At 43.4% G+C, this 25706-nt stretch carries 13 protein-coding genes; 2 read left to right on the top strand and 11 right to left on the bottom strand.

Going from position 1 to position 25706, the window contains the following annotated elements:
- The first annotated feature begins 5 nt into the window (after positions 1–5).
- A complete protein-coding gene (locus BCY91_RS01940; protein ID WP_120180316.1) occupies positions 6–1652 on the top strand; it encodes a PspC domain-containing protein in 1647 nt (548 codons plus the stop codon).
- Positions 1653–1778: 126 nt separating this feature from the next.
- Here the strand turns inward: BCY91_RS01940 and dcp are convergent, their stop codons facing one another.
- Positions 1779–3908, bottom strand: a complete 2130-nt coding sequence (dcp, locus tag BCY91_RS01935; protein WP_120180315.1) for a peptidyl-dipeptidase Dcp — start codon at positions 3906–3908, stop codon at positions 1779–1781.
- 197 nt (positions 3909–4105) lie between these two features.
- Between dcp and BCY91_RS01930 the strand changes: the two genes are divergently transcribed.
- The gene (locus BCY91_RS01930) at positions 4106–5110 is read left to right on the top strand and encodes a DUF3078 domain-containing protein (protein ID WP_120180314.1); all 1005 of its coding nucleotides are present in this window, start codon (positions 4106–4108) and stop codon (positions 5108–5110) included.
- A 655-nt stretch (positions 5111–5765) separates the two neighbouring features.
- Here the strand turns inward: BCY91_RS01930 and BCY91_RS01925 are convergent.
- From BCY91_RS01925 to BCY91_RS01880, 10 genes are all read right to left on the bottom strand, one after another.
- The gene (locus BCY91_RS01925; RefSeq protein WP_120180313.1) at positions 5766–7415 is read right to left on the bottom strand and encodes a UxaA family hydrolase; all 1650 of its coding nucleotides are present in this window, start codon (positions 7413–7415) and stop codon (positions 5766–5768) included.
- 3 nt (positions 7416–7418) lie between these two features.
- Entirely contained in the window at positions 7419–8933 is a 1515-nt protein-coding gene (locus tag BCY91_RS01920) for a tagaturonate reductase (protein WP_120180312.1), read from the bottom strand.
- 4 nt (positions 8934–8937) lie between these two features.
- Positions 8938–10875, bottom strand: coding sequence for a glycoside hydrolase family 88/105 protein (locus BCY91_RS01915; protein WP_120180311.1), 1938 nt, complete (start codon positions 10873–10875; stop codon positions 8938–8940).
- A 1-nt stretch (position 10876) separates the two neighbouring features.
- Positions 10877–12568: a glycoside hydrolase family 28 protein gene (locus BCY91_RS01910; RefSeq protein ID WP_245988977.1), complete on the bottom strand. Its 1692-nt coding sequence runs from the start codon at positions 12566–12568 to the stop codon at positions 10877–10879.
- Positions 12569–12741: 173 nt separating this feature from the next.
- Entirely contained in the window at positions 12742–13731 is a 990-nt protein-coding gene (locus BCY91_RS01905) for a pectinesterase family protein (protein ID WP_120180309.1), read from the bottom strand.
- An 8-nt stretch (positions 13732–13739) separates the two neighbouring features.
- Positions 13740–14891 (bottom strand): right-handed parallel beta-helix repeat-containing protein, encoded by a 1152-nt coding sequence (locus tag BCY91_RS01900; RefSeq protein ID WP_120180308.1) that lies wholly within the window; start codon positions 14889–14891, stop codon positions 13740–13742.
- Positions 14892–15096: 205 nt separating this feature from the next.
- Positions 15097–19524, bottom strand: coding sequence for a pectinesterase family protein (locus BCY91_RS01895; RefSeq protein WP_120180307.1), 4428 nt, complete (start codon positions 19522–19524; stop codon positions 15097–15099).
- Between the two features lie 28 nt (positions 19525–19552).
- Complete coding sequence (locus tag BCY91_RS01890) at positions 19553–21280, bottom strand: right-handed parallel beta-helix repeat-containing protein (RefSeq protein WP_182995280.1); 1728 nt, start codon at positions 21278–21280, stop codon at positions 19553–19555.
- 40 nt (positions 21281–21320) lie between these two features.
- The gene (locus tag BCY91_RS01885; protein WP_120180305.1) at positions 21321–24053 is read right to left on the bottom strand and encodes a pectate lyase family protein; all 2733 of its coding nucleotides are present in this window, start codon (positions 24051–24053) and stop codon (positions 21321–21323) included.
- A 72-nt stretch (positions 24054–24125) separates the two neighbouring features.
- Complete coding sequence (locus BCY91_RS01880) at positions 24126–25343, bottom strand: T9SS type A sorting domain-containing protein (protein ID WP_120180304.1); 1218 nt, start codon at positions 25341–25343, stop codon at positions 24126–24128.
- Positions 25344–25706: the final 363 nt, after the last annotated feature.

The raw sequence follows: 25706 nt of genomic DNA, 5'->3' as shown, positions 1-25706 counted from the left end.
AAACCATGAATAAAACGATAATTATTAATATCTCCGGTCGGGTTTTCCATATCGAAGAGGACGCCTACCAGGCATTAAAAACTTACATTGACAGCGTTAAGGCACATTTTTCAAACTATGCGGACAAGGCCGAGATTGTGCGCGATATTGAAGACCGCATCGCAGAAATGTTTGCCGAACAGCTAAGTCAGGCCAGCCGCCAGGTTTTGTTGCAAGAAGACGTTAGCTTAATGATTACAAGGATGGGCAAGCCAACCGATTTTGAAACCGACGAAAACGAACTCTTCGAGAACGAAAACCTAAATGCCATAAATCAGCCAAAAAAGCTTTACCGCGATACCGAAGACCGTTTTATAGGGGGAGTTTGCGCCGGCATAGCCCATTATTTTAACGTAGCGCCAAAGTGGATCCGCATTTTCTTTATCGCACTGTTTGCCTTTTTTGGTTTTGGTGTTTTGCCTTATGTTTTATTGTGGATTGTGATGCCGAAAGCCCAAACCCGCAGCGAAAGGCTACAGATGATGGGGAAAAAGATAAACCTGCAATCATTTGCGCAAAGTTTTGAAGAAGAACTAAACGCAGTTGCCAGCAACCTTAGCCAATTAAAAGCAAACACTCCGGCGTTTGGGAAAACTGGTTTATTTATCCGCAATTTGGTAGATAGGCTTATGGCAAGCATCGCGAAGCTCTTAAAGTTTATAGTCCGCATTTTTGGTGTGTTGGCTATGATATTTATCGGCTTGCTTTTGTGTGCTGCTTTTATCTGCTTTACGGTGTTTATGGGCTATATCAGCAATACAGATATGGCTACCATATTTCCGTTGAATATGATTACTGATAGCCTACGCCCATTGATTTTTGTATGCGGGTTTTTGCTGGTGATTATTCCGCTGTTCGCGCTGTTTATCTTATTATTGCGCGTTCTTTTTAATACAAAAATTTTAAATAGAAACATCAGCTTTAGCTTAACCGCTTTATGGATCTTAGCTTTGGCAACCGCTACTTTTTGCGTCGCCAAAAACGCAACCGAATTTAAAGAACAGGCCAGCTATACCGAAACAATCAACCTAAAACCAAATAACAAGCAAAGCTATGTTTTACGCTTGGGCGATGAACGTACCGTACAGGAAGACGTTAATAATGATGAGGTAGAGAACCGGATCATTAGAATTTCGGGAAGCGACCGCGATTTTGATTCGCCGCGGAACTTGCATTTTGATTTAAGTATTGGTGGTGCCGATGCGCCTATTTTGAGCAAAACCTATACTGCGCGCGGAAGCAATTTTAGAAACGCGTTAAAAAATGCGCACTTGATAGTTTATTATTATCACCAAAGCGACTCTGTACTAACTTTTGACAAACGCTTTGAGCTTAGCAATGCTGATGCATGGCGCAGCCAAGAAGTGAATTTAAAGCTGCAGATTCCTGTAAACGCCACTTTGTACATCGAGAAAAAACTTGCAGATAGGTTTTTTTATTACCAGCTAGACGACTGCACTGAGGACGATGCCAATGACGAAACCTTGATAGCCGTAACAGCAACAAAAAACGGTTTCCTTTGCCGTAAAACAGCGCGCGCTATTGCTAAGGAAAAAGAGCGCAATTTAGAGGAGAATAAAGATGAAGAGGTATCAGAAACGGTGCTGTTTTAAATATTTCGATGATGCCCAAGTGTTTTAAAGAATTATTAGCGTTAGGCTAAGAGCTGTGGAATAAAAAAGGGCTTCCGATTTTTAAAAAATCGGAAGCTTTAAAGATGTTTTTCAAATAGGCTTGTTCTAATTCACCAAACCTCTGTTGCGTAACATCGGTTTAATATCTGGCGCGTGGCCTCTAAAGTCTTTGAACATCTTGTTGTAATCTTCGGTATTCCCTTTAGATAAAATCATATCTCTAAAACGCTGGCCATTTTCGCGGTTTAAACCGCCGTTTTCTTCAAACCATGAAAATGCATCGTGGTCCAGCATCTCTGTCCACAAATAGGCGTAATAACCGGCAGCGTAGCCTCCGCCCCAAATATGTTTAAAATAGCTTGAGCGGTAGCGCGGCGGAACCTCGTCCATTAACAAACCCGTGCGTTGTAGCGCATCATGCTCAAATTTATTGGCGTCGTTAATTTTGGTGCCGGCGCTAATGCTATGCCATTGCATATCTAATGATGCGGCCGCTAGCAATTCTGTAAGCATGTAACCTTGGTTAAAGGCAGCGGACTTTTTAATTTTCGCTACCAAGGTAGCGGGCATGGCTTCGCCGGTTTTATAGTGCACAGCGTAGTTTTTAAACACGCTAGGCTCCATTGCCCAGTGCTCGTTAAATTGGGAAGGGAACTCTACAAAATCGCGTGCAACATCTGTACCCGAAAGCGTTACATATTTTTGGCTGGCAAAAAAGCCGTGCAAAGCATGTCCAAACTCGTGGAACATCGTGGTAACGTCGTCAAAACTAATTAAAGCTGGCTGGCCTTCTGCGGGTTTGGTGAAATTGCACACATTATAAATTACCGGCTTGGTACCCAACAAAGTGGATTGGTTTACGATGTTCGACATCCATGCACCGCCAGATTTGTTATCACGTTTAAAAAGGTCGGCGTAAAAAAGCCCCAGCTCGCTACCGTCTTTATCAAAAACCTCGTAAACTTTTACATCTTCTTGGTAAACGGGTAAGTCTGTGCGTTCTTTAAAAGTGATGCCGTACAGTTGCGTAGCGGCATAAAACACACCGTTTTGCAGTACTCTGTTTAGCTCAAAATAAGGTTTAATCTCGCTGTCGTTTAAGTCATATTTCTGCTTACGCAACTGCTCGGCGTAAAAATTCCAGTCCCAAGGCTCCAGTTTAAAACCGCCTTTTTGCTGGTCTATCAGGGTTTGCAGTTCTTTAGCTTCTGTGCGAGCCTTAGCAGTTGCGGCCGGTACAATTTGTTTTAAAAACAGGCTTACTGCCTCCGGGCTTTGTGCCATCTGGTTTTTTAGGTTCCAGGCCGCATAGTTTTTAAAACCTAGCAGTTGCGCTTGCTTGGCGCGGATTTCGGCCAGGCGGATGAGCGTGCCGCGGGTATCGTTAGCATCTGCTTTCTCGGCCCGGTTGTAACTGGCGTTAAACAATTGTTCACGCGTTTTCCTATCCGTTAGTTGTGATAAATAGGGCTGTTGCGTAGTGTTTTGCAGCACAATAAGATATTTACTTTTTACCTTGGCGTCTTTGGCGTCTTTTTCGGTAGCTTTAATTTCTGCTTCACTTAAACCGTTTAATGCTTCGGCCGAGTCTACCTGTAAAGCAGCTTCTTTTGTTGCCGCTAAAAGCAAATTGGTGAATTTAGTGCTAAGGCTCGCTTTTTCTTCGTTCAGTTTCTTCATTTCGGCCTTGGCTTCATCATTTAGCTTGGCACCGGCCAGCACAAAGTTCTCGTAATAAACATCAACCAAGCGCTGAGACTCTGCGTCGAGCTCCTTTTTTTCCGCGCTATTGTAAATCGCTTCAACGCGGCTAAAAAGTTTTGGGTTTAAAAAGATGGCATCATGGTGAGCCGCCAGTTTCGGCGAAACCTCTTCTTCAATTTTCTGCAATTCGTCGTTCGTGTTGGCGCTGGTTAACAAACCAAAAACGTTATTTACGCGCGCTAAAAGCTGTCCGCTTTTTTCTAAAGGAACAAATGTATTTTCAAAAGTTGGCGCTTCGGTGTTATTTACAATCGAGTCAACTTCTGCCAGTTGCTGTTTCATGCCTTCATTAAAAGCAGGCAAAAAGTCGCTGTTTTTAATTTTGTCAAAAGCGGGTGCTTGGTAGGGCAAATGGCTTTCGCTAAAAAAGGGGTTGTTACTGTGGTCTGATTTTGCGTTTTTGTTATTGTTGCAAGATGCCAATACTACGCTGGCAATTACAATTGCGAAAGAAGTTTTTGAGATATTCATAATCATGATTTTATGGCGAACGCCATTTTTTCCAAAGTTTGAATTTACAAAACCTTACACGCATTAGCCGGCAAAAGCGCTTAAAGTAATAGACATATTACCAAATAAGTCCGATTTTTAGGCTTTGCGCCGATGTTTTTGCGCCGTGTTAAGAAAATGGATTTTTTAAAACCTTTATAAATTGGCATTTTTGCCGGATGAATCCGTTTAAAAATTTCGGTACCTTTCTGCCGGTGCTTTTTTTAATTACATTCACTTTTAGTGCTTTTGCGCAAAACGATGATAGAATTGAACCCATTGAAGTTCAGGAAATTCAGGTAAAGAAAAACCCTTTTCCGGTACGCAGGCCTATCTTTTTTATTTACAAACAGCAGTTAAGCCAAAGCTTGGCACACATTAAAGTAAACTATTGGAAAACCAAAGCCAACTTTGGTATTAACCTAAACCAAGCGGCCTTTAGCGATAACTGGAGCGGGGGCGGTGTAAACTCTATTGCCTTGGGATCTTTACTAAACTACAAAGCCGAGTACAACAAAAACGGGCGTAACTTTACCACAGAGGTGCTTTTGCAGTACGGTAAATTAAAAAACAAAGGCCAGCTAGAGCGTAAAACCAACGACCGTATTTTTTGGGATAACAAAGCGGCCTTGCCATTATCCAAAAACTGGAACTTCTTTGGTTCCATCAGCTTTGAATCCCAGTTTGATGCCGGATATTCTTACGGAAAAGATAAAGAAGGTAACGAAACCCGCAAAATCATCTCCAAATTTATGTCGCCGGGATACCTTACAGAGTCTATAGGTTTTGAGTACAAGCCCGAAAAATATTTTAGCGTGCGCTTAGGTACCGGTACTGCCCGCCAAACCTTTTTGCTGGATACCACGCTTTATCGCAATAACCCTAAAAACTTTGGCGTAGAAGTAGGCAAACGTTTTAAAAACGAACTGGCTTTCCAAGGGGTGGCCAATTTTGACAAAGACATTGCGCCTAACCTGAACTTAAAGGCGCGTTACCTATTGTTTGCGGCTTACGAAACCATTAATAATATTGATCAAAGGTTAGATGCGACACTAACTGCAAAGGTTAACCGGGTTGTGAATGTGACCTTGGGCGCAACGGCTTTATACGACGATAATTACAGCGGTAAAATACAGTACAGCCAAAACCTGGCCCTGGGGCTGGTGTTTAAAATGCCGAGGTAGAAGGAATTTTGAAGAAGTGGGTTTTGTGGGAGTGAGTGGTCAATAGTGAGTAGTAAGAATGGGGTCTCCCGCTTCAAATTTCACTTCGTGTCTCGTCCTGAAAGGTGAGTGCTCAACCAATAGCGAAGGCCTTACAAAGTTCAGAAAATCGGAAGTAGGATCACTTGATTGCCTTTAAAAACCGAGGACTCTAATTGGGGAATTTTTAAAAATCGGCGATGAACTTCGGTACAAAGTTAGGTTTAGCACAGCAATCTTCTAATCGCAGGGTCTTCTGCGAAAGACCCTGCGAGGACAAGTGGTCAATAGTGAGTAGTGAGAATGGGGTCTCCCGCTCCAAATTTCACGTCGTGTCTCGTCCTGAAAAGTGAGTGCTCAACCAATAGCGAAGGCCTTCTAATCGCAGGGTCTTCTGCGAAAGACCCTGCGCGGACAAAAAAAATCGGAAGTAGGATCACTTGATTGCCTTTAAAAACCGAGGACTTTAATTGGGGAATTTTTAAAAATCGGCGATGAACTTCGGTACAAAGTTAGGTTTAGCACAGCAATCTTCTAATCGCAGGGTCTTCTGCGAAAGACCCTGCGCGGACAAGAAGACTTGCGCGGACAAGAAGACTTACGAAGTTTTAACTTCGTAAGTCTGGTATACAGAAACTTAAAGCGATACCCCTCGTTTCCAAGGAATAAAATCATCTTGTCCGTTGCGTACGGCGGCAACTTCAACCTCGCCGCTGGCAACTTTTATTACATAGTCTAAAATGCGTGCGCCGGCGTCATAAATAGTTTCTTCGCCATCTATAATGGTTCCGGTATTGATGTCCATGATGTCGTTCATCCGGTTAAACAGCGTGGTATTGCTCGCGATTTTAACAACCGGAGTAACGGGGTTGCCCGTTGGTGTACCCAAGCCCGTGGTAAACAATACGATGTTTGCGCCAGAAGCTACTTCGGCGGTGGTAGATTCCACATCATTACCTGGCGTACACAGCAAGTTTAAGCCTGGCTTAGTCACCTTTTCCGGATAGTCTAAAATAGCTACCACAGGTGATGTTCCGCCTTTTTTAGCTGCTCCGGCAGATTTTATCGCATCTGTAATTAAACCGTCTTTGATGTTGCCCGGAGAAGGGTTCATGTCAAAGCCCGAGCCTGCCGCTTCTGCACGTGCCGCATAGGTTTTCATCAGGTGCGAGAAACGTTCTGCTTCTTCAACCGTAACACAACGGTCGCTAATGTTTTGCTCTACGCCGCAAAGCTCTGGAAACTCGGCTAAAATAACCTGTCCGCCCAGTGCCACCAACAAATCTGAGGTATAACCAATGGCCGGGTTTGCCGAAATTCCCGAGAAGCCATCAGAACCGCCGCACTCTAAACCGATGGTGATTTTGCTTAAAGGCGCCGGTTTACGGGTTTGCTTATTGGCTTCTACCAAGCCCGCAAAAGTCTGTTTTAAAGCCAAAGGCAATAATTCCGACTCTTTACCTACTTTCTGCTGATCCAAAACATATAAAGGTTTGGCGAAGTTAGGGTCTCTTTTTTCTATTTCTGTTTGCAGGATATTTACCTGCGCATTTTGGCAACCTAAGCTTAATACGGTAGCACCGGCCACGTTAGGATGCGTAATATATCCTGCTAAAAGCGCACATAAAGTCTCCGAATCCTGACGGATACCGCCACAACCGCCTTGGTGCGTCAAAAACTTAATGCCATCTACGTTAGGGAAAAGTCTTTCCGATTTTTGGTCTTCGCCCTCTACAAATAAATCAACATTTAAAAAGTCTTCTACATCGGCACCAGCCTTGTACATTTCTACCAGTTTTAACGCTTGGTTTTGATAAGCTTTTTTACGGCCGTAGCCTAAGGGCCCAACCAAAGCTTCTTGTAAAACCTCCAAGTTGCGGTTTTCGCAAAAAACCATCGGGATAACCAACCAATAGTTTGCGGTACCTACGCTCCCGTCTGGCCGGTGGAAGCCGTTAAACGTGGCGTTTTCCCACTTGCTTACATCCGGTTTTTCCCAAGCAGTTTTGCGTTCGCCAATTTCGAAGCTGTTTGCGGCGTGTTTAATGTTGGCAGTGGTAATTACATTGCCTGCCTTTAAATCTGTTTGTGCTTTGCCCACCAGCACCCCATACATTAAAATCTCGTCGCCTTGTTTTAAGTCTGCGGTTAAAAACTTGTGTTTTGCTTTAACATTATCTAACAAGGTGATTTTTTCATCATTATAGATGATAATTTCGCCTTCAAAAAGATCTGTTAATGCCACTAAAACATTGTCTTGTGGGTGTACTTTTAATACTCTTTGCATATGTTATGAAACTAAGGAGCGCGCTTGTTTGGCAATTGCCTCTTTGATTGATTTTGGGTTCTCCATCGCCGGCAAATACGAAGCTACGCTTGTTGCAAAGTTAGGAATTTTTACAAGTGATGTGCCCCATAATTTTTCGTCGGCTAGGATAGCTTCAACAATATTATCTGCTTCCGCATCCCAAATATCGGCAACGTAAGCCGCTAGGGTATCGTTAATCAAATATTTTTGGCCATTAGCTTCGCCGTACACTTTTTCGCCTTCGCGCGATGCAGGCTTCATAAAGCGGATGTAAGCCGCAAAGCCTAAAGCAATTAGTTCTGGCACTTCGTTAAACTTCTCGGCGTAGTTTAGCAATACCGGCAATACGCGCATTTTAAGCTTTGAGCTATAATTTGCCGTAATACTTAACCATTGATGGAAGATGTAAGGATTGCGGAAACGGTCCAGCACGTTGTTGGCGAACTCGTTTGTTTGCTCTTGTGTCACATTGTAAGGGATGGCCGGCGCAATTTCATCGCGCATTAAATTATCAATATAGGCCTCCACCGCTTTATCATCCATGGCAGATTTTACCGTATCGCATCCGGCTAAATAAGCTAAGCCACAGCTTAAAGTGTGCGTCCCGTTCAACAAGCGTAATTTTAACTCGCGGTGCAAATCAATATCCGGAGTAATTACCACGCCTTTATTGCACTGTGCAAAAGATAAAGCTTCTTTGGTTTTTTCGTCACCTTGGATAGCCCACAGGCGGTAAACCTCGGACATGATTAGCAAACCGTCTTTATAACCCAGTTCGTTTTGCAGTTCCTCTAACTCTTCTTTAGCAGGTTTGCCCGGTACAATGCAATCTACCAAAGAGTTGCACACTTGGCAGTTAGCCTTAAACCAGTTTACAAACTCGGCCGATAAATTATTCTGTTTAGCTAATGCCAACAAAACTTCGGTAAGCTTGGTGCCGTTGTCTACAATTAATTCTGTTGGCACTATCACTAAACCTTTATCCGCAGCGCCGTTAAATGTTTTAAAACGGTGGTGCAAAACGGCTAGTAATTTGCCGGGAAAAGATGCCGGCGGATTTGCGTTGATATCATCATCTGTTAAAGTGATGCCCACTTCTGTGGTGTTGCTAATAACTACGGACAGTGCTGGGTTTTCGGCTACTTTTAATATTTCTGCCCATTGGCTACCGGCGGTAAGTACGCGACTAATGGCCGAAGACACAATAGTTTCATCTACGGCCTGGCCGTTCTCAATACCTTTAATGCTTAACGTGTAAAGGCTGTCTTGCTCGTCAAAATCTTTGGTGCTGCCATGGTCGGTTGATTTTACCACCACCACGCGGCCGTTAAAAATGCCTTCGCGGTTAGCTTTATCAATAAAATAATTTGGAAGCCCTCTTAGTAAAACGCCGGTGCCAAACTGCAAAACCTTCTCTGGCAACTCAAATATGTTCGACTGTGGCAAAGTCACTTTGCTTTGCGCTAACGCACTAATCTTCTCTTTGTTTAAGTTCATTGTGTTATTTAGATTGTTTTAAAAGCCACTGTATTAATTGTTGTGCGGCTTTAAGATTTTGGAATTTGGCCGGCAACTTCCTGCCATCAACATACTCGTTATATAACCAAGGATCGCCCACGGCAAAAACACTCCCTTTGCCCAATTTGGCAGTCGCCATTACCACGTCGCCATTGTGGTTTACCACAGCTTTGGCTGGTTCTTTAACGTCTAATGTGCTAATTTCTTTTAAATAGGTGGTGGCGCCTAAAGGAAAAACAGGGTTGCCCGCTGCAATTTCAATTAAGCCCATATCAAACTGTTTGCCTGTAACCGGGTTTTTTAATTCGCTTTTAAATTGGATGCCAAACTGGCGCGCCAAATCATTAAAGTGTGGCAGCTCTGCATTGCTAGAGTCGTTGGCCATTAATAACAGCACTCCGCCGTTTTTAACCCACTCTACAATGTTTTGTATGTAGGGCGCCTGCATGTAGTTTGGATACTCGGTTTCTTTTTTTGTATCCGGATCTACAATGATATATACATTAGCACTAGCTAAGTTTTGTGCAGTGGGGCCTTCTTTTAAGGTTTCGGTTTTGGCACCTGCATAACGGAAATGCTCGCCAAAAAGGCCGAAGCCATTGTTGTCCCACTCGTTCCACACATAATGAAAGCTTTCTTTTTTGCCTAAAATATTGTTGCGGAACTCGTTGTTGAAAAAGTTGTCTAACACAACCGTTTTGCCTTTACCGGTTTGCGGAATGTCGCGCAATTCCATTTCATTGGCGGCCATCATAAATGCACCTGCACCTTTTGGGTCGTCTTGTACCACTTTTTCGCTCAGGTAGTAATCATAACTGCCATCACGGTAAGGTTTGCCCCCCAAACCGGCTACGCTTACCGTTCCGTTTAGGTGCAAATTGCCTTGCTCATCCCACACTAAAAATTCTTTTTTGATGCCATCGTATCCTTTTTGCGCTACCTTATCGTAAGAAGCATCAATGTAGCCCATACGTACTGCTTTGGCCAAAGTGTACACAAACATGCTGGATCCCGATGCTTCTAGATAGTTGCCTTTGCCGTCCGGCTTGTCCATTACTTGGTACCACAAGCCCGATTTTTTGTCTTGCGCATTTTTAATGCCTGCCGCAAAGCGATTTAAAACGTCCAAAATTTCTTGGCGTTTTGGATGATCTTTAGGGAAATAATCTAACACATCAACCATGGCCATGCCGTACCAGCCCATGGCACGTCCCCAAAAATTAGGCGAGTTACCGGTCACTTTATCTGCCCAAAGCTGTTCTTTAGACTCGTCCCAGCCGTGGTAAATTAAGCCTGTTTTTTCGTCGCGTGCGTGTTTTTCGATATCCGTAAATTGGTCTGCAATATCATTAAAGGCTTCGTAATCGTCAAAATCTGCTGCCCACTCGGTGTAAAAAGGCATAGCCATGTACAAGCCATCTAGCCAAACCTGCCATGGATATATTTTTTTATGCCAATAGCTGCCACCTTTTGTGCGCGGTTGCTCTTGCAGCTGTTTTCTTAAGGTTTGTGCGGCGGTATAATATTTCTTTTTACCGGTAACCTTGTACAGCATCAAAAGGTTGTAGCCGTTGCGTACGTTGTCCAGGTTGTAATCGGCAAATTTGTAGGTTTTGATGCTGCCGTCTTCCTCAATAAAATCGTCCATACAACGCTGCACATAAGCAAAATATTCGCCGTTGCCGGTACGTTTCCAAACTTGGCTAATGCCGGTAAGGTAAACCCCCGTTTCGTAAGTCCATTTTAAGTTGCGGCTGTTGTTCTCAATCGGGAAGGGGAACCTCTCCATAATGGTTTTAGCCATCGCTTCTGATAAGCTTTTGCCGTCTTTGTTAACATTTTGGCGTTTCGCGGAAGAGCAGGCGCCCAATAATACCAATAATGGCAAGGCCGCTAACGCGATTTTTTTTAATCTGATCATGTTACTTGATGTTTAATACACTAGGTTTTGCGCCAAAGGTGAAGGTGCTTTTTTGTTTTGCATCTTTAATTGGCGTATTGATGAAATTAATGTTAGCTGTTTTTGCGCCAGCAATTTCTGCGAAGCTCTGATAGTTGCTAAGCGCTTTAAAGCCGTCGAAATTTACTGCGGAGCTGTTGCGGATGCTGATTAAGTTGCTGGATTTACGGGTTAGCAAAGACATGTTTTTGATGCTTATGCCTTGCGCTTCTACCAGCTCTATGCCGGCATCAGCTTGTATTACCGAGTTTTCGATGTTGATGTTTTTGATATTCATCTCGGGTAAACCGCGAATAAATAAAGCTTTCTCGGCACCGTTTACGTAAGTGTTTTTGATAAAAAAGTTTTTAAACTGTGGCGTAGCTTCCGTAACCGGCATCATTTCCGATTTTGGATCTTCGCGTTTTTCGCCGGCCAGTAAAATTGGATCTTTGGCCATATAATACATATCAAACAAGATGGCTTCGCCGGCAATATCTTTCATGTTGGTGTGCGAAATGTAGATATTCTCTACCACGCCACCGCGGCCACGGGTAGTTTTAAAACGCAGACCAATATCGGTACCCATGAAAGAGTTGTTGTACACATACAAGTTTTTAGCACCGCCGCTCATCTCGCTACCGATTACAAAACCGCCGTGTGCATGGTAAACCACGTTATTGCGTACAATTACATTTTCTGTGGGCATACCGCGTTTACGTCCGTCTTCATCACGTCCAGATTTGATACAGATGCCATCGTCGCCAACATCAAAAGAAGAACCTTCTATCAGCACGTTTTTGCACGATTCTACATCAACCCCATCCCCGTTTTGTGCGTACCAAGGATTTTTCACCATTAAATTGCGGAGCGTTAAGTCCTCGCACATTAAAGGGTGCAAGCACCAGGCCGGCGAGTTTTGGAAGGTTACATCCTCTAGCAAAATGGTTTTGCAGTTGGTTAAAACCAATAAATTAGGGCGGAAGAAATCTTTTATTTCTTCATAATCTGCTAAGCTTTTGCCAGGTACAATGGCCGATGCGTTTTTGCTGGTATCGCCCTTTAGGAAACCGGCAGAAGGCATCCAATAACGGCCGTCTTTTACCACACCGCCAGATGCCACCAATTTTTTCCACTGCGATTCGGTTAACTTTTCTTTTTTAACAGCACGCCAAACATCGCCGTTGCCATCAATGATACCTTTGCCCGTGATGGCTATGTTTTGAAGGTTGGTGCCAGAAATGGGCGACTCGTTCCGGATAGCTTTTTTGCCTTCCCAGTTGGCTTCAATCAGTTTGTATTGCGATTTATCTGCCGTAAAAAGCAGCACGGCATTTTCTTTTAAATGCAGGTTTACGTTGTTTTGCAAGATAATTGGGCCGCTTAGCCATAAGCCATTGCCTAAAAGCACTACGCCTCCACCGTTTTTGCTACAAGCTAAAATGGCATCGTTAATGGCTTTTGTATTTAAAGTAATGCCATCAGCTTTGGCGCCATAAGATGCCACATCAAAAGTATCTTTTTTAAATACAGGGCTTTTAATGCTAGGCAACTTAACGTTAAACGCTTTTTCAAACGCTATCGCGTCGTTATTTGCCTGTTGGGCATTTGCGGCTGTCATCGCAACAAGCGGACTAAGTAGTGCAGTTAATAGCACGTGCTTTAGGTTCTTCATCTTAAAGAGGACATTTGGTTTATAAAGTCTTTTGAATTTGTTTTTACGCGATCAATCACAATTTTAACGATTTTATATAGCGAAACAGTCCGAAACGCTGTTTTTATTTGTGCAACCGTTACCGGCAACGATTGCATAAGTTGCTTGCATGTTTTTGTTACCAAAAACAGCCACTAATTGGGTTGCCATCCGCAAAAAATGTTTTGTACGGTATAGTTTTTAGCTTCCGATTTTTTTAGCTGATGCGCCCAGGCTACACGTTCATTTGTTGCGGCGCCTTCGCCACTGTTGCTGTATTCGGCATAAAATACGGTCTTTTCTTTATCCGGAAACATGGCATCGCCTTTCCATGGATCCCAACCTTGAGGTACGATATGCTTGCCTAGCTGGCAGTTGATAAATACCGTTTTGGCATAAGGGCGCCAAGGCCGGCCCAGGTAAACTTTACCAACACCTTCTGCCGCAATAAGCTTGCAGTTTAAAAATACATAGCCAAACTTTTGGTTTGGTGTGGTAGATGCCGCCGTGATGTACGAGTTGGATAAACTTTTAATGGTACAATCCTCAAAAACTGCTGTTGCCTCGCCGAATATAAAATCTGTAGTACCCTCAATAAAGCAGTTTTTAAAATAGTTGCGCCCGTCTTTTGCGGTATAAAGCGTGTCTTGGTTGCCCAAAATGTTGCAGTTTTTGATGCTCACGCGGTCGGCTTCTATCATTAGCGCTACGGCTTGCCCCACGCGTCCGGCGGTGTTAGCAATGGTTAAATTTTCCGCGCTGCAATCTGTTGCTTGTATTAATACCGTATAAGAGGTATATGTGCTGTATTTGGGGTTGCCGGTAAAGTCTTTAGTTGGGAAGTCTTTGCCCGAGTAATCATCATTGGTGATGATGGTTTTTTCTTTGCTTTCGCCGATGAGGGCAATGTTTTTTTTCCAGGAAGGGATAACGAGTTTTTCGTGGTACACGCCGTTTTTGATGTGGATGGTTACGGTCTGTTGCGAGTGGTCGCGTACTTTATTTACGGCCTCTTGGATGGTTTTAAAATCGCCACTGCCGTCTTTGGCAACAGTAAAGCTAAATTGTTGCGCCTGTGCAAAAGCCATAATTGGCGCAAAAACCACAAATAAACAAAAGAAAATATTTTTAAAAAGATGCTTCATTTTTGGGTTTAGATTTTTGGCAATTTGATATCTGGCAAACTTCCATCGGCCTTGCGCGGCTTGGATAGCTCTTTAACATCTAAAGAAATAAAATCTGCCATTTGCAAAGGCATTTCGTTTTGCCAGCTATTGTTTTCAATTTTAGTAGCATCGGCAACTAAAGAACCCACATTGCCATAAACCACTGTTTTTTGGATTACAAGTTTAGACACCGGGTTTTTACTGCCGAAACTGAGGTTTTTGTTTTTGTTGAAGAAAGCCGCGCAGTTTAATAAGGCAATTGCGCCGCGGTTGCTATTATGGTCGAACCCGTTTTTCATGTTATTGGCCGAGATGCAGTTAACGTAAGTTGCATTATGTTTTAGCGTTTTATCATCGCTTCCGCCAGATTTAAAGCCATTACCGTCGCCGCCGCTAGGCTCTCCATTTTTTAAAATGCCATTGTTAAACGCCCAGCAATCTTCGTAAGTGGTGCTTACATTGTCGGTTTGCTTAAGGTAGCCGTCCCAGCCGTCATCTAAGTTTTGCCAAGCCCGGCAACCTTTAAATTTATTGCCCGAACCCACATCCAGCTTACAAGCAAAACCGTCGGCATTTTCAATTTTCGAATCGGCGTTAAAGTACGAGTCGCAGTTTAATATGAGGTTGTTGCTGGCGCCGCCGGATATTTGCAGGCCACTATCCGCACATTGCGAAAAAGTGCAAAACTCGATGGTATTATCGTGCCCGCCGGTAATTAAAATGCCATTATCGCCAGCTTTTACAATATCAATAGCTTTGATATGCCAGTAGCTGCTGCGCAAGATAATGCCTTGGTTCGAGTCGCCCTCGGCCAAAGCCGCAAAGTTAAAAGTTGCTCTTTGCTTGTCTGATGGATCGCTTTTTAATACAATTGGGGCATCTTCTGTACCGCTTACTTTAATATCTATGCGTTGGTCAAAGTTATAAGTCCCGCCTTTTACCAAAATAACATCGCCCGGTTTAGCGTTTTTTACCGCGGCCAAAACCTCGGCAGCGTTAGCCACTTTAATCTCGCTAGTTAAGCCTTGGCCAGTTTTAGAAGTAGGTTTAGTATTTAAACTTTTTTGGCTGGTGGCCGAACAGCTGTAAGCCGAAAATATTAACAGAAAACTGCTTAGGATGCAAATTTTTGATTTCATAAATGGTTGTTTTATGCTGAAAACAGAAGTTTTTGAAGGTGTACATTACCTGTTGATGATACAATTTTAGCCAAAAGCCCATGGAATAGGAAGCTTTAAGGTTGATATTTCTGCGCAATCGTTGCCGGAAACGGGTAGTATACCTCGGTTTTAAACAAAAAAGAGGCTGTTGTGGTGAACAGCCTCTTTGTATTTGATTGTAGCGTTAAGGTTTTACCAGTTTGGTTACGCTAGAATTAGCGCCGTCTTGGTAATAAAGCAGGTAAACGCCACTTGCCAAACCGCTTAAATTTAACGTTGATTTTACAGATCCGGCAGCTACGTTTGCCTGCAATATGTTTTTGCCTAAGGTGGATACCACGCTGATTTTTGCCGATTTACCTGCTGCCACATGGCTTACATAAACCACGTTTTGAGCTGGGTTAGGGTACACTGCAAACGTACTTTGGCCTGCATTGTTTATGGCTTGTACAGTGCTGTACTTAAAAGCAGCGTTTTGATCTACCTGTTTTATGCGGTAATATGCAAAGCCTGCCAAAGGCTTTTCGTCTATAAACTGATAGCGATTTTCACCAGCAATGTTTTTTGAAGCCAAAGTGCCCAATGTTTCAAAAGTTTTGCCGTCTGCACTTCTTTCAATAACAAAATGGGAAGTGTTTACCTCGTTGGCAGTTGTCCAGTTTAGCTGCACGGTTTGACTTAAATTTTTAAGCAACTTGGCGCTAAAGCCGGTAAAATCCAGCGGCAATACGCCATCTGTTCCAATGGCAAAAGCGCCAAAAGTAGTAAAGCCAGATGCCGTAGCGGTGTAAGGTGTTGTGGAACCGTCGCCACTCAAGCTTGCATTGGTTTGTGTCCAAGCGGTGCCGTCGTAATTTAAGACTCTAAGCTGTGAAGTTGAAAAACCTGCGCCTTGATCTGTAGTGTTCCAAGAAAAAGCTAAAGTTGCATTACTGTCCCCTGCCGTTGCTTCGCTAATGGACCACTCTTTATTAACAGCTTTTGAAGGGCTAGGCAAAGCATTTGTGAAAGTATTTTTTACGGATACCGAAAAGGCATCTGCTACGCCACTGTTGCTAATGCTCACCGGTGAATAGCTGTTGCTATTTGCCCCTACCGGAAAGTTTACTGCCGTTGCCCCAACATTGCTAATGCTTAATTTACCCAAACCATCGGTTATTACAAATGCAGTAGCAGAGCCTCCTGTTACAGCAGCCACATTTAGGTTATTGTTGCCTAAAGCTATTTTTCCGTTTCCGGATAAGGCTAAAGTGCTTGCTTTTAAAGGGGATTGTAGGGTGTAGCTTCCACTAAGGCCAACATTAAGATTAGACAGGCTATTGGTTACGTCGTTATAATTATAAACGCCGTTAACACCTGTTAAATTGATAGTAACGTTTGCTCCGTTAGATTCAAAGGTTCCTCCGCTCACTACAAAATCTTTCCCTATATTAAAAGTTCCGTTTACGGTTCCGCCTTCCCTAACCCTTACGCTGCCTCCGGTTTGCTCATACCCTCCAGGGAAACCAATGGTAATGTCGGCGTTGTTAAATGCGATATAAGTTGCGCCGGTATTTTTAACCGTAAACTTTCCTAAAACATTGGAGGCTCCTATGTTACCTCTGAATGCATAATATTTGCCGCTAGCCTGATTATTGTCCCAAATAATGTTATAATAATTGGTTGAGCTTTTAAAAATGTCGGTTTGCGATGTAGTGATGCCCGAAACTAAGAAGGTTGAGCCTGTTTCAAAGGTAATGTTAGCCGGCATATTGCTGGAGTTTGCAGCATGTTCGTACACGCCACGATCTTTAACCGTAACAAAATTATAGTTTACAGATGCTTTATTGATAAGCTGTCCGTACACATAAACATTACTTCCAGTTTGGTCTATTTTCAAGGTTCCGTTGTTGGTTACGACACCCGTTATTGTAAAATCAAATTTACCATCATTATTAACGGTTCCGTTGTTTTCAAACTCGCCATCTATTACATAAAGTTGCTCTCTGTGTATCGCTAAAGTTTTGCCTGCTTCAACAATCAGCTTTCCTCCTTCACGCACCACAAAAGAATTTACATAGCCATAAGAGCTTGCTTGGGCAGTTTGCAAATCGGAAAAATTTGGTGCGGTAACGATGTGCCCATTCTCTATAAAAGAGGTATGGCCAGTACCGAAATGCGGCGGAGTGGCTGTACTAACCCAGGCGCCACCTTGTAGCTGTTGCCAAATGCTATTATCCATCCAAGAACCGCTACTTATGGTTTTAAAATCTCCCTCTGCTGCAGGTAAACCAACAGTCCCTTTAAAGTCAATATTTTTTAAAGTCACATATCTATCGTTGGATGAGCTTCCGGTGCGGAAGTAAAGTCTCACCTTTAGTGTTTTCCCGGGATCTAACCGTACACCGTTACTTGCGTTTAGCGCAAAAGCATATCTGTTTACGTTTGTTCCGGCGCCTTGTTTAAGTAATTCCCAAGTGCCACCGGCAAAGGTTGCATAAGAACCTGCAACAGTTAACGGACTGCCGTTTAACAAGCCGCTTTTTAACAGGGTGCTGCTTGCAAAATCATCTGTTGAGTATTCCACGGCAAAGTTTCCCGAAGTTTGGAAAACGGCCAGGTTAAACAATAACGAATCAACCCTTGCCTCGTGGGTTGATGCTGTTTTTACCGCAACCTCGATATACTTGGTTTTGTCGTTCATGTTTTTAATATCGCTTGCTCCCCAGCCTCCGCCGTCTGCATTAGGGCCAAACTGTATCCCGTAATCTGCGGTGTAAGGGGCATTTGTGCCCGACGTTTTGTTAGATAACACGTAGCTTCCCAAGCTTAAAGAGGCCGAGCTTAAGCCGTTTTTAAGATAAGTGCTGCCTGTGTTTTTTGCAGGATCAGTTAATGCGATGTTCGCAATTACTTTGCTGTTAAAAATAGGATGGTCGTAGGTTTCGCCACTTACAGCAATGGTTTTATTGTGGCTTCCGGTACCCGAAACAATGGTTAAATTTCCGCTATATGTACCTGGCGCTGCGGCGTTTAAGCGTAGCAGTAAAGTTTTTTGTGTTAATAAACCGCTTGTTACGGGCAAAACTAGGGGGCTACTTGCTGTTGCCCATGTTGCGCCATTATCGGCGCTAACTTCAAAATTAGCTGGCGGTGTAACAGTTACATTTTCAAGAAGGTACTCGCCTTTTAGCGTAAGAATTTGTGGAGCCGACGCTTTATCATTCCCTTGCTTAAAATCTTGAAGTGCGCCGGTTAAATCTAAAACAGGTATCGCTGCGATAATTGCACTTTCCGAACGCACCGTTCCGCTGGCGGATGTAGCTTCTACATAATACTCGTAGGTTGACATGGACGGCGGAACAGTTTCTTTGCCTGTTGCTGGGGCATAAGAGAGGTTTACATCGTTGCTGCTGATGGTTTGCGTATTTACTAAAACTGGCGTGCCACCATCCGCTATCCTGTATAAATTATAGGTGACATTGCTTTCTGGCCAGTTAAGGTTCCAGTAAAAATCTAAATCAACCCCGGTCTTTTTGTATTTGAAATTTGAAATGGCCAAACGGTTAGAAGGTACATTGTTGCCATCCAAAAACACCGCATAAGGATCCCAAACTACGTTGTTTCTGTCTTTAAAAACAATGTTGTTATCCAAGTATTCCGCCACCTCTGTGGCTGTCAGTTGTTTGGACCAAGAAACGCGCGAAGAAACATCCAAAGGCGTTCCGTCCATGTTCATGGAATTGTACTCGGCATAAATAATTTTGCTTACGTCTGTTCCCGCATCCCAAACCGCCCAGCCCTCGGGTTTTACCACGTTGCTCATTTTAGTGTTGATGAACACCGTTGCCGCGGTTGACTTATCTGTAGTTGTAGCGGCATCATTTTGCCACGGCCTGCCTAAAACATATTTGGTATTTCCTCTGTTTGGGATAATCTCGCAGTTCCTGAACAGCAGTCCTTTGCTTTCGCGTGTGTTAGAGGCAGTAATGTAGCTGCCGTTATTGTCTGCACGATCTCTGGCGTAAATGGTGCATTCGTCAAAAACTGTTTTGGAGTTTCCGAAGATAAAATCCACGACCCCTTCAATATAGCATTTGTATAAAGATTGGGGGTATTTGGAATTATAACCTAAAAATGTGTCCTGGCCACCTAAAAATCTGCAATTTTTGAAAGAGGCACGGTCGCCACTAGCATTCATGGCCAGGGCTTGGGGCGAATCTCCGGTGGTGTTTTCAAAGGTTATATTCGCAGCGCTGAAATCATTAGCATTTACAATTACGGTTGCGCTATTGGCCGTACCAAAAGAGCCACCGCCAGACATAGCTTTGCCATTATAATTGTTAAAGCTGATAGCGGTTTGGCCTACATCTTCGCCAATAAATTGAATAAATGGCTTGTTACTGGGTATAGTCACTTGCTCAACATATTTGCCTTTTTTAATAAAAATACGGTAAGGCGCCGTAAGTCCTAAGGGTGCCGCATCTACTGCGGCTTGTACCGTGGTATAATCTCCGCTGCCGTCTTTCGCCACGGTTTTATCGTAACTGACGGCAAAAGCACTGTGAGTAAAAAAGATGAGTAAGACAAACACAAAGTGCTGCCACTGGTAGTTTTTGATAAACTGTTTCATATTGATTATTATTTGGTTAACTGGTTTCTTATTCTTTAACAAACCTGTGCTGGCTTGTTGTTGCTTCTGTTTTTATTTTTAAGATGTACAGTCCGCTAGGTAAAGCAGATACATCTTTTTTAAATAGCTGATCTTTTGAAATATCTTTTGAAAGCAAGCGCCCTTCTGTATCAAAAATTTGAAGCTCGCGGATGGCATAGGTGCCAAAATCAATAGCTATAAAGTTTTGGGCCGGGTTTGGGTACAGCAAAAGTTGTTGCCCGCGATTTAAGCCCAGTTTAATCGCCCTGGTTTCGGTTAAGGTGACTGTTCCGTCTAAATCAATTTGTTTCAGCAAATAATAACTAGTGCCGTTCTCGTAATTGTAATCTGTGAAGCTATATTCTTGGATGCCGGTTTTGTTAGTGGCCGCCACCGTGTAAATCAGCTTAAAGCTTCCGCTTTCTTGCCTTCTATAAATCTCAAATTTTCCGGTATTTACTTCATTAGCAGTAAGCCAAGTTAGCTTTACTGCGTTTTGGTTTGGGCTACTTAGGGTAAAGCTTAACAAGTTCAAAGGCAAGGCAGGGTTGTACTCAAATGCGCCAATATCCGGTGCCGTTCCATAGTAGGTTAAACCTACATTAACACCCCGGTCTATGAGGGCGCTTCCCGCCTTCGGGCGCAAAAAATTCACATCAGGTAAACTTCCATCAGCTTTCCGTGGCTGTCCCAGTTCCGAAATATCAACACTTCCAAAATCGGCGTTGCTAACTGTAATGGCCGGCGTGCTGTTCCAGCTGTTGTTGCTGATGTCTTTTGTGCCGGCGTTGGTATCTCCCGTGGCACCTAAAACCAAGGTGTTTTTAATGGTGAGCTTAGCTAGCGGATTGGTATTGCCAAAGCCCATATTACTTTGTGTATTGGCGTAAGCCGCACAGTTTAAAAGCGTAACTTCTCCGCGGTTGCTGTTATGGTCAAAGCCTTTTTTAACATTTCCGGCGGCAATGCAATTTTTGTAGCTAGCGTTGTGTTTAAGGTCTTTACCGTCGCTTCCGCCAGATTTAAAGCCGTTTCCATCGCCACCGCTGGTTGCTCCTGTTTTTAGTTTCCCGTTGTTAAAGGCCCAGCAGTTCTCGTAAAAGGTATTTACGTTATCGGTTTCTTTTAAGTAACCGTCCCAGCCGTCATCTAAATTTTGCCAGGCGCGGCAGCCTTTGAAGGTGTTGCCAGAGCCAACATTTAATTTTGATGCAAAGCCGTCGGCGTTTTCCAGGCTAGAGTCGGCATTGTAATAAGAATCGCAGTTTAAAATGAGGTTATTTGCCGAGCCGTTATCCAGTTGCAGGCCTGTGTCGCTACACTCAGAGAATGTGCAGAACTCCACAATGTTATTGCTCGAGTTTTTAATCTGCATTCCATTATCGCCGGCTTTATAAACATCAATCCCTTTAATTAGCCAGTAGCTGCAATTTTCCAGTAAAATACCTTGGTTAGCGCTTGCTTCTGCTTGCGCCGAAAAATTAAAGCGTGGCCGTGTGGCTGACGATGGGTTGGCAATTAACTGGATGTTTTTTGCCGCCGTTCCGTTCTTGTTTTTGATGTCTAAACGGGCGGTAAAGAGGTATTCGCCACCATCAACTACAATAACATCGCCCGCGACAGCGCTGGCAATAGCGGTTTTTAGGGCAGTCACATTGTTTACAGGATAAGTTGTAGCTTGTAGCGACGGTGATACGCCTGCTGTAAATAAAAGTAAGGCGATTATTTTTTTCATCTGATGTTTGCGGACAGGGGTTAATTGAAATTGTGATAATTTATTGTACAATGAATTTGGATGCGACATGCTCTGCGCCCTGATTAAAAAGAAGGGTGTAAAATCCGGGCGTTAATCCGTCCAGACTTATAGAAGTTTCATTGCTATTTGTCGCAATTTTATGCACGGCAACAACTTTCCCGTCGGCGCTAACCAATGTGATGGTACCGCTTGTTAGGGCAGCAGGATGTGTTACCTTTACTACACTTGTAGCCGGATTTGGGTATAATTTCAAATTAGTTTTTGGCTTAAAAGAAACCGCTACCGTTTTACTTAGACTGTATTTGCCGTTTTTATCGTTTTGTTTTAGCTGATAATAATTGCTTCCTAAAAACGGCTTATCGTCAATAGCTGAGTAAGTGAACTCACCAGCAGTATTTTTAGCGGGCACAATGGCAATTTTTTCAAAGTTGCCTTCGTCAGATTTTCTTAATACCTCAAAATCCTGCGTATTGTATTCATTGGTGGTGGTCCAAGTTAAGCGTACTTTTGGGTTTAGGCGGTCTTGTACAATTGCATCAAATGCTAATAAGGTGAGCGGAAGCGTTGTTGCGGTAGATGCCTTCGGAAAAAAGTCAATTACATCGGCACCAGCCAGCAAAGGCACTATTTTGCGCACCACGTTGGCGTCCATTGCGGTATAAGTGTAGTAAGATGACGGGTTAAATACCGCCTCCGGATTTAATTCGTCAAACTTTACCGAACGGCCTCCCGGATTTAACATGGCCGCATTTATCTGCGCGGTGATGGCTGGCAAGCCGCCATCATCATAAGCATTCCCAACTTGCTTTAAACCTAAAGCAGGATAGTTGCCGGTTTTTGATGAAAATGTGGCATCAGATCCATATCCGTAAAGGGCTTTGAAATCTGTCGTAGTTCTATCGGCATACATTGGCCAACGCGTGTTTAAAAAGAAATTGTTCTCCGCGTAAACAGACGAACCATTGGCCGCCGCAATACCATAAAGCTGCACCTGTTCTTCTAAATTGTTTAATACATGCACCTCACCAAAGCGTACGCGAGGATTGCGCGAATTGGTATGGAAAAAATGGTTGGCGTAATACGTAACTTTTAATCTGCCGTTGTCTGTTGCGCCGTTAGAATCAGAATGCCCTACTAGTCCGGTTTTATAACTGTTCTGATATTTTGTCCACGAAATGGTAACGTAGCTGGCACCGTTTTTTACGTCAATCCCACCGTCCGGATGTTCTGGGTCTGCCGGCATATTGAGCGGGTGGCCCACGGTGCAATGGTCAACCCAAACGTGGTGCGTTTCGGGCTCGCCAATGTTGATGCCGTCGTCATAATAATCTCTGATGTTTAAGTTGCGGATCACAATGTTTGAAGAACGCTTTACGTTGATGCCGAAATTGAGCACCACGTTTCGGCGACCGATAATGGTTAGGTTTTCTTGCTCTTGGATAGTGAGCATTTGATTAGCCCAAACACTCTCTGTACCGCCGGCGCCCGTATAAGTGCCTGGTTCTAGTACAATGGTTAAGGGATTGTTGCTGTATGTTTTATATTTAATTCTTTCTTTTAGGATGGTGCAGAATTTTGCAAATTCATCAGGCCCGTTGATATAAACCGTGTCATTTGTGCGTCCGGTAATTTGTGCCGCGCCCCCAGTTGTTGGCCCCGTAAAACCATCTGCGCTTACAGAGGCGAAGCCCACAACTTGGCTCAAATCTAATCCCGGGAAACCGTTAATGTCTATTTTGTTTACGGTAATTGTCCACGTTTTCGTCGAGTTGTCCGCCGCAGTAACGGTATAAACAACCGGATTGTTGAAATCTTGTGTAGCTGTGATAGCTGGAGATACGCTGGTTAGGTCAGAGGTATAAATGTAATATGGAACAATGTCGTCCAGCTTTGCCGTATCGGGTACATTTACCGTAATTGCGCCAGAGGAAGCGTCAATAATGGATTTACCAAGCTGAGATTTTTTAAGTTTAAAATCGGTAATTTCCTTTTGCGCCGAGCTTACCTCGCTCACAATCACCGTCCAGTTCAGGAAATCGCCATTTTCTCCGGTAACCTTATATACCACCGGATTGCCCAGCGCAAAATTTTGTGGGGCGGTGGCTTGCGGGCTAACACTTGCAAAAGGCGAAATGCCAATGCTATGCGGAGCAACATTTGCCAGAGGCGTGCCTGCCAATACGTTTATGGATACGGTATGATTGTTTGCGTCTACAAGCTCGTCGCCAACTTGTCCATTCATTTTGAAAGACGTAATGGCATTACCAGAACTTAAGCCTTTTGAAAGCAAAACAAGATCATGCACTTGGATGTTGCCGTTTGCAGGTTCTAGGCGGATGCTGATATTTTCGCTGCTGATTAGCTCTGGATAAATATCCGTAAGGTTAAAAGATGCTGCTAATTGTACCGTTAAAGGCATTGCAACATTATTATAGTCGGTTACCGTCCCGATTTTGTATTTTACGTTTACTGTTCTGGCAGAATTTTCGGACGTTGACTTCATATTCATAATTAATGAAGAGCAACTGGCTACATCTAACTCAATAAACTGTCCTTTGTTGACCTGTATCATTCCCTTGCTGCATATACCGTCGGCTGCTTTAGTAGTGTTTATTGTGCCGTCGCTACTTACAAATGCGGGTAAAGCACTCTCTGTAAACTGCGTATTAATTAAAGTTGTTTGCGCTTTTACGTTATAGGAAATGCAAAAAAACAGGCATAGCGTGCCCAGGCCATTAAGAAAAGCTTTCATCACTAATCTAAAAAGGTGTAATGGGTGTAAAGAAGGGAGGCGAAGGGTCGCCTCCCTTGTTAAGTTTTGATATTAGCGCTTAACGAATTTTTGCGCTGCTAGTCCGCTGATAGATAAGATGTAAACGCCCGGTTTAAGTGACGATACATCAATGGAACTTTGGGTAGCACCTGCCGTTAAAGCTTGTTGCAAAACGGTGCTTCCGTTGCTGTTGCTGATTTTTGCGGTAGCGCCCGCTTGTAGCGCACTATGGTTTGCGTTTAAAACGTCGGCAACCGGGTTTGGATAAATATTTACCGCACCTGCACTAGCTTTAATGCTTACCGCTTGTACTTCGCTGTTGCTAGATGAATGGTCATTATCGTATTGCACAATTCTATAATAGCTGTTGCCTGCGCTAGCATTGTTATCTACGAAGCTGTAGTGGTGTACACCAGCGGTGTTTTTTGATGGGATGTTCCCGATAGTCGCAAAATCTCCGTTGTCTGTTCTTTTTTGGATTGCAAAACTCGCAGTATTCACCTCGTTTGTGGTAGACCAGTTTAAAGCTACAGTTTTACCAAAAGCATCTGGCTTGGCAGTGAACGATAGGAAGTTGAGGGGAAGGGTTCCGGGAGCCCCTGTAACACCCGTTATATTTACGTTAGATTGCACTAGATACTTTGTGTTGCTACTAGAGCTTGGCCACCATGGATATACCCTTAGTTTGAATGTCTTAGTGTTTGGAACTAATACAGAAGTCGTGTAGGAAGCACGCATCCATTTCGTGTTAGCATCGTATTTTGGGAGTATTAAGCCATCATCTGGATCTGTAACCGGGTTCAGTCTTACTTGAGTAGCAAAATCATCAATAGAGTAATAGATATGAACTCTCATCATAGATGTCGATCCTGCGTCTCCAAAATCTATTGAAACAGTTTGAACCTTTAAGTCCTTCCCCGCTGCTGGTGCAATCTGATATTCAGTATATCTTGTACTAACCGGCGCTGTTTCATTTGCAGGCCACTTGTTGTCGGTATCTGTGGTATTTAACCGCTGAGCATTGACTGTGATATTTTCATTAATTCCAGTTGTTGATGGAGTAGCTGCTGTAATATCATTATAGCCCTTTAAATTTAATCCAGACATCGTTTGATCGGACACAATTATCTCTCCTGACCCGTTACCCGTGTTAGTAGTAGTCGAGTTTAATAACCATTGTCCGGAAGCTGGTGTTTGAGCCATAGCTGTGCTAAACACGGATAGCACGCCAACAGTCACTCCAAATAAACTAAGTAAACTTTTTTTCATAAAATTTCTGATTTGAGAATTAGCAATTCCAACACTGCGCTAATTCAGGTTAAACAATAAATTGGTTAATCAATGATAGCCTTTTAAATGCCAACAAAAAAGCTTTTCGTGCGATAAAACTGTGCAATCGTTGTCGGGAACGATGCCGGAACTATTTATTTCTTTTTCAGAGCCTTATAAACGCTTGGTCTATTGTGCGGAAATGTTAGGAAGGGATGTGGCTTGGTTAGAACAGTCTTGTAATTAGCACGGCAATTAATAGCAACAGAATCACCAAGATGTAAGATAGCGGGTTGGCAAAGTTTAGGCTTCGCCCACAGCGTAAATGCGGATTGGGTATCCAAAGTGCTTCCTGCTCGCTAT

Origin of the sequence: Pelobium manganitolerans, assembly GCF_003609575.1 — a bacterium.
Taxonomy (GTDB): Bacteria; Bacteroidota; Bacteroidia; order Sphingobacteriales; family Sphingobacteriaceae; genus Pseudopedobacter; species Pseudopedobacter manganitolerans.
This window is presented reverse-complemented; position numbering and strand designations above follow the sequence as displayed.

Coding starts and splice junctions, on each gene's coding strand:
- BCY91_RS01940 (WP_120180316.1), top strand. CDS start 6: ATGAATAAAACGATAATTATTAATATCTCCGGTCGGGTTTTCCATATC.
- dcp (WP_120180315.1), bottom strand. CDS start 3,908: ATGAATATCTCAAAAACTTCTTTCGCAATTGTAATTGCCAGCGTAGTA.
- BCY91_RS01930 (WP_120180314.1), top strand. CDS start 4,106: ATGAATCCGTTTAAAAATTTCGGTACCTTTCTGCCGGTGCTTTTTTTA.
- BCY91_RS01925 (WP_120180313.1), bottom strand. CDS start 7,415: ATGCAAAGAGTATTAAAAGTACACCCACAAGACAATGTTTTAGTGGCA.
- BCY91_RS01920 (WP_120180312.1), bottom strand. CDS start 8,933: ATGAACTTAAACAAAGAGAAGATTAGTGCGTTAGCGCAAAGCAAAGTG.
- BCY91_RS01915 (WP_120180311.1), bottom strand. CDS start 10,875: ATGATCAGATTAAAAAAAATCGCGTTAGCGGCCTTGCCATTATTGGTA.
- BCY91_RS01910 (WP_245988977.1), bottom strand. CDS start 12,568: ATGAAGAACCTAAAGCACGTGCTATTAACTGCACTACTTAGTCCGCTT.
- BCY91_RS01905 (WP_120180309.1), bottom strand. CDS start 13,731: ATGAAGCATCTTTTTAAAAATATTTTCTTTTGTTTATTTGTGGTTTTT.
- BCY91_RS01900 (WP_120180308.1), bottom strand. CDS start 14,891: ATGAAATCAAAAATTTGCATCCTAAGCAGTTTTCTGTTAATATTTTCG.
- BCY91_RS01895 (WP_120180307.1), bottom strand. CDS start 19,524: ATGAAACAGTTTATCAAAAACTACCAGTGGCAGCACTTTGTGTTTGTC.
- BCY91_RS01890 (WP_182995280.1), bottom strand. CDS start 21,280: ATGAAAAAAATAATCGCCTTACTTTTATTTACAGCAGGCGTATCACCG.
- BCY91_RS01885 (WP_120180305.1), bottom strand. CDS start 24,053: ATGAAAGCTTTTCTTAATGGCCTGGGCACGCTATGCCTGTTTTTTTGC.
- BCY91_RS01880 (WP_120180304.1), bottom strand. CDS start 25,343: ATGAAAAAAAGTTTACTTAGTTTATTTGGAGTGACTGTTGGCGTGCTA.